We start from the raw sequence: 12,551 nt of genomic DNA, 5'->3' as shown, positions 1-12,551 counted from the left end.
AAGATGACCTACCGCAACCCGCCGACGACGCCACGCAAGTCCGCGACCTTCGACGACTACACGCTTTCCGAAATACGCCGCGCGGCCGCGACCGGCATCTATGACATCCGCGGGGCCGGCGCCAAGCGCAAGCTGCCGCATTTCGACGACCTCCTGTTCCTCGGCGCCTCGATCTCGCGCTATCCGCTTGAAGGCTATAGGGAGCGCTGCGACACCAGCGTGGTGCTGGGCTCGCGCCACGCCAAAAAGCCGATCGAGCTGAAGATCCCGATCACCATCGCCGGCATGAGCTTCGGCTCGCTCTCCGGTCCGGCCAAGGAAGCGCTCGGCCGAGGCGCGACGCTTTCCGGCACCTCGACCACTACCGGCGACGGCGGCATGACCGAGGAAGAGCGCGGCCATTCGAAGACGCTGGTCTACCAATACCTGCCGTCGCGCTACGGCATGAACCCGCGTGACCTGCGCCGTGCCGACGCGATCGAAGTTGTCGTCGGACAGGGCGCCAAGCCCGGCGGCGGCGGCATGCTGCTGGGACAGAAGATCTCCGACCGCGTCGCCGAGATGCGCACGCTGCCCAAGGGCATCGACCAGCGCTCGGCCTCGCGCCATCCCGACTGGACCGGCCCGGACGATCTCGAGATCAAGATCCTGGAGCTGCGCGAGATCACGGACTGGGAGAAGCCGATCTACGTCAAGGTCGGGGGCGCCCGTCCTTATTACGACACCGCGCTTGCGGTGAAGGCCGGCGCCGACGTCGTCGTGGTCGACGGCATGCAGGGCGGCACCGCCGCGACCCAGGAAGTATTCATCGAGAACGTCGGTCAGCCGACGCTCGCCTGCATCAGGCCGGCGGTGCAGGCGCTGCAGGACCTCGGCATGCACCGCAAGGTGCAGCTGATCGTCTCCGGCGGCATCCGCAACGGCGCCGATGTCGCCAAGGCGCTGGCGCTCGGCGTCGACGCGGTGTCGATCGGCACCGCCGCACTCGTGGCGCTTGGCGACAACGACCCGCGCTGGGAGACGGATTACAACGCGCTCGGCACCACGGCCGGCGCCTATGACGACTGGCACGAAGGCAAGGACCCGGCCGGCATCACCACGCAGGATCCCGAGTTGATGAAGCGCGTCGATCCGATCGCCGGCGGTCGGCGGCTCGCCAACTACTTGAAGGTGATGACGCTCGAGGCTCAAACCATTGCCCGCGCCTGCGGCAAGAACAGCCTGCACAATCTCGAGCCCGAGGACCTGGTCGCGCTCAGCATCGAAGCAGCCGCCATGGCCGGCGTGCCGCTTGCCGGTACCAACTGGATACCGGGGAAGAACGGCTTCTAGGACACACCATCCAGGATCACATAAGCGAGGAACTATAATGGGGAACGATCTCGCCGCATTCGCCAAGGAGAACGGCGTCAAATACTTCATGATCTCCTACACCGACCTGTTCGGCGGGCAGCGTGCCAAGCTGGTGCCGGCGCAGGCGATCGCCGACATGCAGAAGGACGGCGCCGGATTTGCCGGCTTCGCCACGTGGCTCGATCTCACGCCGGCGCACCCCGACATGCTGGCGGTGCCGGATCCGGATTCGGTGATCCAGCTGCCGTGGAAGCCGGAGGTAGCCTGGGTGGCGGCTACGTGCGTGATGGACGACAAGCTCGTCGACCAGGCGCCGCGCAACACGCTGAAGCGCCTGATCGAAGAGGCCGCCCGCGACGGCATGCATGTCAAGACCGGCATCGAGGCCGAGTTCTTCCTGATCTCGCCGGACGGCAGCGCTATCTCCGACCAGTACGACACGGCGTCGAAACCCTGCTACGACCAGCAAGCGGTGATGCGCCGCTACGACGTGATCGCCGAGATCTGCGACCATATGCTGGCGCTGGGCTGGGGTCCGTACCAGAACGACCATGAGGACGCCAACGGCCAGTTCGAAATGAACTGGACCTTCGATCACGCGCTGGCGACCGCCGACAAGCACTCTTTCTTCAAGTTTATGGTCAAGTCAGTTGCGGAAAACCACGGGCTGCGCGCGACTTTCATGCCCAAGCCCTTCCAGGGCCTGACCGGCAATGGCTGCCATGCGCACATCTCGGTGTGGGACGAGACCGGCAAGACCAATGTCTTCGCCGACAATTCGGAGGAGCTCGGCCTGTCCGCCAAGGGCAGGAACTTCCTCGGCGGCATCATGAAGCATGCTTCGGCACTTGCCGCGATCACCAATCCGACGGTCAATTCCTACAAGCGCATCAACGCGCCGCGCACCATTTCGGGCGCCACCTGGGCGCCAAACACGGTGACCTGGACCGGTAACAACCGTACCCACATGGTGCGCGTGCCGGGACCGGGCCGCTTCGAGCTGCGTCTGCCGGACGGCGCCGCCAATCCCTATTTGCTGCAGGCAGTGATCATCGCTGCCGGCCTCGACGGCATCCGCTCGAAGGCCGATCCCGGCAAGCGCTACGACATCGACATGTACCAGTTCGGTCATACCGTGACGGATGCGCCGAAACTGCCGCTCAACCTGCTCGATGCGCTGCGTGAGTTCGACAAGGACAAATCGCTGAAGGCGGCGCTGGGTGAGGAATTTTCGTCGGCATATCTAAAGCTGAAGCAACAGGAATGGAATTCCTATGCTTCGCACTTCACGCAGTGGGAGCGCGACCACACGCTGGACATCTAAAGCCCGTCGGCCGTGCAATCCGATGCGATAGAGAAGAGTCGGCGTGGGCGAGCGGCCTCGGAATGATTTCATGAAATACTCGATCTTCTCGCTCGCCCGTGCCGCCCTCTCAGGCCACAAGACCTGGAAGCCGACCTGGCGGGATGCGGCTCCGAAGGATCTCTACGACGTGGTGATCATCGGCGGCGGCGGGCACGGGCTGGCGACCGCCTGGTTCCTCGCCAACGAGTTTGGCATCCGCAACGTTGCGGTGCTGGAGAAGGGCTGGATCGGCTCCGGCAATGCCGGCCGCAACACCACCATCATCCGCTCCAATTACGGCCTGCCCGGCAACACCGGCTTTTACGAATTGTCGATGAAGCTGTGGGAGCGGATGGAGCAGGATTTGAACTACAACGCGATGGTCAGCCAGCGCGGCGTCATCAACCTCTACCATTCCGACGCGCAGCGCGACGCCTTTGCCCGACGCGGCAACACCATGCGCATCAACGGCATCGATGCCGAGTTGCTCGACCAGGCGGCGCTCAGGAAGATGATGCCGTTCCTGAACTTCGACAATGCGCGCTTCCCGGTGCAGGGCGGGCTGTTGCAGCGACGCGGCGGCACGGCACGTCACGATGCCGTGGTCTGGGGCTACGCGCACGCGGCGAGCGAGCTCGGCGTCGACATCATCCAGAACTGCGAAGTCACCGGCTTCATGCGCGACACCAACGGCAAGGTCTCCGGCGTCGAGACCTCGCGCGGCCGGATCGGCGCCGGCAAGGTCGGCATGGCGGTCGCGGGCAGTTCCTCACGCGTCGCGGCGATGGCCGGACTGCGCCTGCCGATCGAGAGCCATGTACTGCAGGCCTTCGTCTCCGAAGCGATCAAGCCGCTCCTGCCCAACGTCATGACCTTCGGCGCCGGGCATTTCTATGTCAGCCAGTCGGACAAGGGCGGGCTGGTGTTCGGCGGCGACATCGACGGCTACAACTCCTATGCCCAGCGCGGCAATCTGCCTGTCGTGGAGGATGTTTGCGAAGGCGGCATGGCGCTGATCCCCATGATCGGCCGCGTGCGGCTTCTGCGCCAGTGGGGCGGCATCATGGACATGTCGATGGACGGCTCGCCGATCATCGACAAGAGCCCGGTCGACGGCCTCTATCTCAATGCCGGCTGGTGCTATGGCGGCTTCAAGGCGACGCCTGGCTCCGGCTTCGTCTTTGCTCATCTCATCGCCCGCGATCAATCGCACAAGGAAGCCGCCCGCTTCCGCCTCGACCGGTTCCAGCGCGGCGCCATGATTGACGAGAAGGGCCAGGGCGCCCAACCGAACCTCCATTGAAGACCCGACCATGCGCATAGTCTGTCCCTTCTGCGGCGAACGCGAACTCGGCGAGTTCACCTATCTCGGCGACGCCAAGCCGCAGCGCCCGCCTGCCGATGCCGGTGAAGACGCCGTCTACGACTACGTCTACCTGCGCGACAACATCGCCGGTGTGATGAGCGAGCATTGGTATCACGGCGGCGGCTGCCGGGCTTGGCTGAAGGTCAAGCGCAACACGCTGACGCATGAGATTTCGGCTGTCGAGCCGGCGGCGGGCGCCGGCTCCGCCAAGGTTGGTGCTTGATGCGCGGCAACCAGGCAAACCGTCTGTCCGCCGGTGGCCTTATCGACCGTTCGGCGCCGCTCAGCTTCCGCTTCGACGGTAAGACACTCTCCGGCCTCCAGGGCGATACGCTTGCCTCGGCGCTCGTCGCCAACGGCGTCAAGCTGGTCGGCCGCTCGTTCAAATATCACCGCCCGCGCGGCATCCTGACGGCGGGTTCGGAAGAGCCCAACGCTCTGGTCGAACTGCGCAGTGGCGCGAGGCGCGAGCCGAACACCAAGGCAACGACCGCCGAGCTCTATGAAGGGCTCGAGGCCGCCAGCCAGAACCGCTGGCCGTCGCTCAATTTCGACGTCATGGCGGTCAACCAGCTCTTCGCGCCGATTTTCGTCGCCGGCTTCTACTACAAGACCTTCATGTGGCCGGCGAAATTCTGGGAAGCGATCTACGAACCGGCGATCCGCCGCGCCGCCGGCCTCGGCCGCGCGGCGGGCATTCCCGATCCCGATCGCTATGACAAAGCGTGGGCGCATTGCGACGTGGCGATCGCCGGCTCCGGTCCGGCCGGCCTCGCCGCCGCCCTTGCCGCCGCGCGCTGCGGCGCACGCGTCATCCTGTGCGAGGAGGATTTTGTCCTCGGCGGGCGCTTGCTGGGCGATGGCGGTACGATCGACGGGCTGCCGGCGGCCGAATGGATTGCCCGTTCTCTGGACGAACTCGCGGCGATGCCGGACGTTCGCATCATGACGCGCACGACGCTGTTCGGCGTCTATGACGGCGGTACCTATGGCGCGATCGAGCGCGTCAACGACCATCTACCGGTACCGCCGGAGCATCAGGTGCGGCAGCGGCTTTGGCGTATCGTCGCCAAGCGCTGCGTCGTCGCGGCGGGCGCGATCGAACGTCCCATCGTCTTTGCCGGCAACGATACGCCTGGCGTGATGATGGCGTCCGCCATGCGCAGCTACATCAACCGCTACGCCGCGGCTCCGGCGCGGCACATTGCGCTGTTCACCAACAATGAGGATGGCTGGCGCACCGTGGAGGCGGCGATCGCAGCCGGACTGCAGGTCGCTGCGGTGATCGATGGGCGGCCAGACGTTTCGCCGGCCCATCGCTCGCTGGCCGGCAAGGGCGGCTTCCCGGTGCTCAACGGCTCCGTCAGCGGCGTCGACGGCGGCAAGAACGGTGTGCGCAAGATTTCCGTGTCGCTCACCGGCGGCGCGCGCGCCGAAGTCGAGGCCGACGGGCTTGCCGTCTCCGGCGGCTGGAACCCGGCGGTCGGCCTCACCTCCTATCATCGCGGCCGGCCGAAATGGCGCGACGATATCGCCGCCTTCGTGCCGGACGGCGCGCCGCCCGGCATGGTGGCGGCAGGCGCGGCGAACGGCGCCTTCGGCCTTGGCGCCGGCCTGCGGGAAGGTTTCGAGGCAGGTGTTGCAGCGGCGCGCGATACGGGACGGAGCGGCAACGCCGGATCGGCGCCCCTCGCCGACGACGAGGCCTTTTCGCTGACGCCGCTCTGGCATGTCGCCGGCAAAGGCAAGGCCTTCGTCGACCAGCAGCATGACGTGACGGCGTCCGATGTCGAGCTGGCGCAGCGCGAGGGTTTCGAGTCGGTCGAGCATCTGAAGCGCTACACGACGCTCGGCATGGCGACCGACCAGGGCAAGACCTCGAATGTCGCCGGCCTCGCCATCATGGCGGCGGTGTCGGGTAAATCCATTCCCGAAACCGGAACGACGATCTACCGGCCGCCTTATGTGCCGGTCGCCATCGGCGCCTTCGCCGGTCACCATCGCGACGAGAATTTCCATGCGACGCGGCTGACGCCGTCGCATCACTGGGCGGCCGAACAGGGCGCGGTGTTCGTCGACACCGGCCTGTGGAAGCGCGCGCAATGGTATCCGTTGCCCGGCGAAAAAGACTGGCTGGAATCGGTGACCCGCGAGGTCAAGGCGGTGCGAAGCGGCGTCGGCTTCTGCGATGTCTCGACGCTGGGCAAGATCGACGTGCACGGCCCGGATGCCGGCGCCTTCCTGGACCGCGTCTATATCAACGCGTTCTCCAGCCTCGCAGTTGGCAAAGCGCGTTATGGACTGATGCTGCGCGAGGACGGTGTCGTCTATGACGACGGCACCACCTCGCGCCTGGCTGAGGACCATTATTTCCTCACAACCACGACCGCCAAGGCTGGGCTGGTGATGCAGCATCTCGAATTCTGCCGCCAGGTCCTATTCCCCGAACTCGACGTGCAGCTGACCTCGGTCTCCGACCAGTGGGCGCAATTCTCCATCGCCGGTCCGAAGACCCGCGATCTGCTGAAGGAGATCGTCGATCCGGCCGAAGACCTGTCGAACGAAGGCTTTCCGTTCATGGGCGCGCGCGAAGTCAAGCTGCGCGGCGGCCTCAAGGCGAGGCTGTTCCGGATCTCCTTCTCCGGCGAGATGGCGTTCGAGATTTCGGTGCCGGCGCGCTACGGCGAGGCTCTGGCGCGCAACCTGATGATCGCGGGAAAGCCGTTCGGCGTGACGCCTTACGGCACCGAGGCGCTCGGCGTGATGCGCATCGAAAAAGGCCATGTCGCCGGACCGGAGCTCAACGGCACCACAACGGCTGCCAATCTCGGTCTCGGCAAGATGATGTCGACCAAGAAGGATTTCATCGGCCGCGTCATGGCCGGCCGCGAAGCACTCGTCGCGCCGAACCGGCAGGTGGTCGTCGGCATCAAGCCGACCGACAAGGCGCGCCGCCTACGCTCCGGCGCGCACATCGTTCCCAAGGGCGAGACCCCCGGACCAGACAACGACCAGGGCTATATCACCTCGGTCTGCTTCTCACCGGTGCTCGACCAGTGGATCGGGCTCGGCCTCGTCGAGCGTGGCCGTGCGCGCATTGGTGAGATCGTGCGCGCTCATGATCCGCTGCGTGGCGAGGAGTACGATGTCGAGCTCTGCAATTCCGTCTTCTACGATCCGGATGGAGGGCGCCAGCGTGGCTGATTTTTCCTGGAACATCCGCAGCCCGCTCGAGCGCGCCCTGGTCGCCGGCCGTTATGGCGCGCCGGGCGAAGCCGGCGTGTCGCTGACCGAGATCCGCAATTTCGACCTCGTTCAGGTGATGGCGCGTCGCGGCAAGGCGGCCGAGACGGTCAATGCCGCGAAGGCTCGCTTCGGCGTCGCCGCACCGGAAACACCCAAGGCGGCCGACACGGCCGACGCGACGCTGATCTGGTCAGGACCGGACCAGTTTCTGGTGCTGTCGAGAGGCGGCGGGCAAAGGATGGAGACCCTTGCCCGCGTGTTTGCCAGTTTGGCCTCGCTTTCCGATCAATCACATGCGCGCGCGTTGATCAGCGTTTCCGGCGACAAGGCGCGCACGATGCTGGCCAAGCTGTCGTCGATCGACCTGCACCCCGAAATATTCCCGGTCGGCACGGCAGCCGCCACCTCGATCGACCATACCAGCGTGACGCTCTGGCGCGGGAAGAACCGACAAGACGGCCAGGCCGTGTTCAACCTCTTGGTATTCGCAACCTTTGCCGAAAGCCTGTGGCATACGATGCTCGACTCGGCCGCGGAGTATGGCGTGACGGTCGCGCATTCCGAGGAATTGGCGTAGGCGCCTCGCCGAGCGCGCCGCGGCGGCGCGAGGCGTTCTTTCGATGCGCATCATCCGCCACCGGCTTTCGCCGATGGCGGATGATTCGAGGTTGCCACCTTCTTATTCCGCAGCCAGCGCCAGCTGCGGTCTTTCGATGCCTTCGACCTGTTCCGGCTCCTGCGCCTGCTCGCCTGTCTTGGCCTTCTTGGGCTCGCGGCCGAAGAACAGGGCATAGCCCGCCGGCAGCACCAGGATGGTGAGCACGGTGGCGACGAGGATGCCGCCCATCATGGCGTAGGCCAGAGGCCCCCAGAAGACGGCGCGCGAGATCGGGATCAGCGCAAGCACCGCGGTCAGCGCCGTCAGCATGATCGGGCGGAAGCGGCGCACCGCAGCGCCGACGATCGCTTCCGATCGATCCATGCCGGCGGCGATGTCCTGGTCGATCTGGTCGACCAGGATGATCGAGTTTCGCATGATGATGCCGAGCAGCGCGATGACGCCGAGGATGGCGACAAAGCCGAAGGGCGCGCCGCTGATCAGAAGGGCTGCCGCGGCACCGATGATGCCGAGCGGGCCGGTGGCCAGCACCAGCATCGACTTGCCGAAATGCTGCAGCTGGACCATCAGCAAGATGACGATGACGGCCAGCATGATCGGTGCCTTGGCGGCGATCGAGGCCTGGCTTTCGGCCGAGTCCTCCGCGCCGCCCTGGATCTCGATCTTGTAGCCGGGGGCAAGGCCGGCGCGCAGGTCCTTCATGTCGTTGTACATCTTGGTGACGACGTCGTTCGACTGCACGCCATCCGGCAACGTGGCGCGCACGCTGATGGTCGGCAGACGGTCGCGCCGCCACTCGATGCCCTGCTCCATCACGGGCACCACTTTCGCCACCTGGGACAGGGGCACGGAGCCGCCGAAGTCGGTCGGGATGTAGACGGAGTCGACCGAGGACAGCAGATGACGGGTCGCCTCCGGCTCGCGGGCGACGATCGAGACCGTCTCTTCGCCGTCGCGGAAATCGTCGAGCGGCGCACCGGACATGGTTGCCTGCAGCATCTGGCGAATGCGCTGCGATGTGACGCCTAGTGCCCGGGCTCGGTCCTGGTCGATCACCAGCTTCATCGCCGGCACCGGCTCCAGCCAGTCGTCATGGACGGCGCCGAGCAGCGGGTTTGCTTCGAACCTTGCCTTCACCTCGTCGGCGATGCGGCGCACCTCCTGGCGATCCGGCCCCATGATGCGCATTTGCACCGGCCAGCCGGTCGGCGGCCCGAGGAACAAACGATCGACCTTGGCGCGGATCGACGGGAAGTCCTTGGCGAGGATGCCTCGCATCTTGACGATCAGCCGCTCGCGCGCCGGCTCATCCTTGGCCATCACCAGAAGCTGGGCAAAGTTCGGATTGCGAAGCTGCTGGTCGAGCGGCAGGAAGAAGCGCGGAGCGCCCTCGCCGATATAGGTAGCGATGAAGCGCTTGTCCTCGTCGTCCATCATCTTCGCTTCGAGAGCCTTGGCTTGGTTCTCGACCTCCTTGATCGATGTACCTTCCGGCAGCCAGAGATCGACCAGGATTTCCGGACGTGACGACTGTGGGAAGAAGTTCTGCGGGATGAACTGGAAGGCCCAGAGGCTGGTGCCGAAAGTGACCAGCGTCATCGCCAGCACGATGATGCGGTGGCGCACGGCCCAGGTGACCGTCGCACGCAGCCGCCGGTAGAAGCCGGTGTCGAAGACGTCGTGGTGGGTGCCGGCGTGCTTGCGCTGCTTCAGCATCATGTAGCCCAGCCAGGGCGTGAAATAGACCGCGACGAACCACGACACGACCAGTGCGATGCCGACGACATAGAACAGCGTGCGCACATATTCGCCCGCGGTGGAGGCCGCGAAGCCGACCGGGATGAAGCCGGCGGTGGTGATCAGCGTGCCGGTCAGCATCGGGAAGGCGGTCGAGGAATAGGCGAAGCTCGCCGCCTCGATCTTGACCAGCCCCTCCTCCAGCTTGCGCTCCATCATCTCGACGACGATCATGGCGTCGTCGACCAGCAGACCGAGCGCGATGATCAGCGCGCCGAGCGAGATGCGCTGCAGGTCGATGCCGATCTCGTACATGATGGCGAAGGTGGCGGCTAAAACCAGCGGGATGGCGATCGCGATCACCAGGCCGGAGCGCCAGCCGATCGACAGGAACGAGACGACGAGAACGATCAGCAACGCTTCGCCGAGCGCCTCCATGAATTCGTTGACGGCATCCTTGACCACCTCCGGCTGGTCGGAGATCTGGTCGACCGCAACGCCATAGGGCAGACCTTCCTCGAAGCGCTTGTAGGTCGCCTCGACATCCTTACCGACGTCCCTGACATTGAAGCCCTTGGCCATGACGACGCCGACCTGGACGCTTTCGTGGCCGTTGAAGCGGTACTTGCGCTCATAAGGGTCCTCGAGGCCGGAAGAGACCGTGGCGATGTCGCCAAGACGCGTCACCTGATTGCCGGCGCGCAGCCTCAGCTCGCGGATATCGGCGGCCTTGGTGACGTCGCCCTCGACCGAGATGCGAACCGAGCGCAAGCCGGTATCGACCGAGCCCGCCGGATCGACGGCGTTCTGCCCTTTCACGGCATTCTGCAGGTCAAGCACCGTCAGGCCGCGCTCGGCGAGCGCCTTGGAGGACACATCGATATAGATCTTCTCGGGCTGGTCGCCGATGATGACGGCCTTTTCGACTCCCGGCGTCGCCAGCAGCATGTCGCGCGCCTGAACGGCGAATTTCTTCAGCTCGGGATAGGTGAAGCCGTCGCCGCTGATCGAATGCAGCGTGATGAAGGTGTCGCCGAACTCGTCGTTGAAATAGGGGCCGAGCAGGCCCTGCGGCAGTTCGTTGGCGATATCGCCGACCTTCTTGCGCACCTGGTAGAAGGCATCCTTCACCTCCTCGGCGTTGGTGTCGCCCTTTACCTGGAGCGTGATGATGGCGCTGCCGGCGCGGGTGTAGGAGCGGACAAAGTCGAGATGCGGCGTCTCCTGCAGCTTGCGCTCGATCTTGTTGACGACCTGGTCTTCCATGTCCTGGATCGAGGCGCCCGGCCAGACTGCCTGCACGACCATGACGCGGAAGGTGAAGTCCGGGTCTTCCTTCTGGCCCATGCGCATCAGGCCGAGCGCGCCGGCCAGGATAATGAGGCCAAACAGGAAGCGCGCGATGCTCGGATGCCCGATCGCCCAGCGCGAGAGGTTGAAGGGACGCTTTTCAGTGCTGCTGTCCGTGGTCATGGCGCAGGTCCAGTCCAATTGGCGGCAAGGCAGCATGCCTTGCGGCTCATGAGTTCTCGGTGGGCTTCCGGGCGGCGAGCACCTCAAGCGGAGAGAGACTCGCAATCGCGCTCGACGTGGCCGTGGTGCGGGGGATACCAATGCCGCGTCTCGTCGATCGGGCGATTTCGCCGCCCGGAACCCATGCCCTGCCCGGCTCGCGGCTCACGCAGCGAGGTCGGGAAAGGCGTTCTTTCGCCTGGTTAGCGCAGGCTGCTGGTGGCGGCGATGTCATCCTCCGCCGAGGCGGACTGCTGGGTGGCATCGCCGGATGGCTTCACCTTCAGATTGTCGGTCATGAACTGTGTGCCGGCGGCCACCACCACGTCGCCCTGCTTCAAACCTTCGGCAACGGCAACGCCGTCGGCGGTGAAGTTCGCCACCTTGATCGGGCGCGGATGCACCGTGTCAGACGCGCGGTCGACCGTCCAGACGATGTGCTTGCCGTCCTTCTCAGCCATGGCGGTCAGCGGGACAGACACCAGCTGCGCCTTGCTGCCGACGGTCGCCGCGACATTGGCGGTCATGCCGAGCAGCACCCGCGGATCGTTGGGCAGCGACACCCGGACCGCAAAGGTGCGCGACTGCGGGTCGGCGCTGCCGGCCACCTCGCGGACCTTGCCGTCAAGGGTCAGCGCCTCGTCCGACCAGAAGCTCGCCTTGACCTCCTTGCCCGGCCGGAAGCCGGCGATGTCCATTTCCGGCACCGCGATCAGCACTTCCTTCTCGCCGTCGACGGCAACCGTCATGACCGGCGTGCCGGCGCCGACCACCTGACCGATATCGGCCGAGATGGCGGTGACGATGCCGGCCTTGCCGGCTTTGAGATCGGTGTAATGGACCTGGTTCTGCGCCTGGGCCAGGGTCGAACGGGCGGCATCGCGCGTCGCCACGGCCTGATCATAGCTCAGAACGGCCTGATCGAGCTGCGACTTAGGCGCGAAGTTCTTGGCATAGAGCTGCTCGGCGCGCTTCCTGGCGAGATCGACGGTCTCGACCTGCCGCTCGGCGGCGTCGAGGCTCGCCTCGGCGCTCTTCACCGACAGCTCGTAGTCGGAGGGGTCGACCCGGGCAAGCACATCCCCCTCGTTGACATGCTGGCCGATGTCGACGAGACGCTCGGTGACCTTGCCGGCGATGCGGAAGCCGAGATTCATCTCGGTGCGGGCGCGCACCGAACCGGAATAGTCGAGCTGGCGCGTGGTCTCGGCCTCGCCGATCTCGACGACCTTCACCGGCCGGATGACTTCCTGGACTTCCGCTTTCTTCTCTTGGCTGCAGCCGGCAAGCCCGAGCGCCGCGACAACGACGCCGACGACTGGGAGGCCGGCGGCCGGCAGCCTGCGGAGGATGGAACTGGACAAAGACACCTT

The 12,551-nt window shown here is 65.5% G+C and carries 8 protein-coding genes; 6 read left to right on the top strand and 2 right to left on the bottom strand.

Annotation, left to right across the window (positions count from 1 at the left end; all coding sequences use genetic code 11):
- The first annotated feature begins 3 nt into the window (after nucleotides 1-3).
- The 6 genes from A9K66_RS21070 (at nucleotide 4) to A9K66_RS21045 (ending at nucleotide 7,887) form a co-directional block, all read left to right on the top strand.
- Nucleotides 4-1,332 carry an FMN-binding glutamate synthase family protein gene (locus tag A9K66_RS21070; RefSeq protein ID WP_067327759.1) on the top strand — a complete coding sequence of 443 codons (1,329 nt, stop codon included), beginning with the start codon at nucleotides 4-6 and terminating at the stop codon, nucleotides 1,330-1,332.
- Between the two features lie 37 nt (nucleotides 1,333-1,369).
- Entirely contained in the window at nucleotides 1,370-2,677 is a 1,308-nt protein-coding gene (gene glnT, locus A9K66_RS21065) for a type III glutamate--ammonia ligase (RefSeq protein WP_067327758.1), read from the top strand.
- A 70-nt stretch (nucleotides 2,678-2,747) separates the two neighbouring features.
- Nucleotides 2,748-4,001, top strand: coding sequence for a sarcosine oxidase subunit beta family protein (locus A9K66_RS21060; RefSeq protein ID WP_067327757.1), 1,254 nt, complete (start codon nucleotides 2,748-2,750; stop codon nucleotides 3,999-4,001).
- 10 nt (nucleotides 4,002-4,011) lie between these two features.
- Nucleotides 4,012-4,287, top strand: a complete 276-nt coding sequence (locus tag A9K66_RS21055) for a sarcosine oxidase subunit delta (protein WP_067327756.1) — start codon at nucleotides 4,012-4,014, stop codon at nucleotides 4,285-4,287.
- Nucleotides 4,287-7,268, top strand: coding sequence for a sarcosine oxidase subunit alpha (locus tag A9K66_RS21050; protein ID WP_067327754.1), 2,982 nt, complete (start codon nucleotides 4,287-4,289; stop codon nucleotides 7,266-7,268). The genes A9K66_RS21055 and A9K66_RS21050 overlap by 1 nt, the downstream gene beginning before the upstream one ends.
- Nucleotides 7,261-7,887, top strand: coding sequence for a sarcosine oxidase subunit gamma family protein (locus tag A9K66_RS21045; RefSeq protein WP_067328011.1), 627 nt, complete (start codon nucleotides 7,261-7,263; stop codon nucleotides 7,885-7,887). Before A9K66_RS21050 ends, A9K66_RS21045 begins: the two co-directional genes overlap by 8 nt.
- A 102-nt stretch (nucleotides 7,888-7,989) precedes the next feature.
- Here A9K66_RS21045 and A9K66_RS21040 read toward each other — a convergent pair whose 3' ends face one another.
- Both A9K66_RS21040 and A9K66_RS21035 read right to left on the bottom strand, forming a co-directional pair.
- Entirely contained in the window at nucleotides 7,990-11,139 is a 3,150-nt protein-coding gene (locus A9K66_RS21040; RefSeq protein WP_067327753.1) for an efflux RND transporter permease subunit, read from the bottom strand.
- A gap of 242 nt (nucleotides 11,140-11,381) precedes the next feature.
- Complete coding sequence (locus A9K66_RS21035; protein ID WP_067328010.1) at nucleotides 11,382-12,548, bottom strand: efflux RND transporter periplasmic adaptor subunit; 1,167 nt, start codon at nucleotides 12,546-12,548, stop codon at nucleotides 11,382-11,384.
- Nucleotides 12,549-12,551 lie beyond the last annotated feature (3 nt).

The organism is Mesorhizobium sp. AA23, assembly GCF_001672435.1.
Classification (GTDB): Bacteria; Pseudomonadota; Alphaproteobacteria; order Rhizobiales; family Rhizobiaceae; genus Mesorhizobium.
This window is presented reverse-complemented; position numbering and strand designations above follow the sequence as displayed.

Bases quoted from the DNA above. Each gene is read 5' to 3' on its own strand.
- A9K66_RS21070 (WP_067327759.1), top strand. From the start codon at position 4: ATGACCTACCGCAACCCGCCGACGACGCCACGCAAGTCCGCGACCTTC.
- glnT (WP_067327758.1), top strand. From the start codon at position 1,370: ATGGGGAACGATCTCGCCGCATTCGCCAAGGAGAACGGCGTCAAATAC.
- A9K66_RS21060 (WP_067327757.1), top strand. From the start codon at position 2,748: ATGAAATACTCGATCTTCTCGCTCGCCCGTGCCGCCCTCTCAGGCCAC.
- A9K66_RS21055 (WP_067327756.1), top strand. From the start codon at position 4,012: ATGCGCATAGTCTGTCCCTTCTGCGGCGAACGCGAACTCGGCGAGTTC.
- A9K66_RS21050 (WP_067327754.1), top strand. From the start codon at position 4,287: ATGCGCGGCAACCAGGCAAACCGTCTGTCCGCCGGTGGCCTTATCGAC.
- A9K66_RS21040 (WP_067327753.1), bottom strand. From the start codon at position 11,139: ATGACCACGGACAGCAGCACTGAAAAGCGTCCCTTCAACCTCTCGCGC.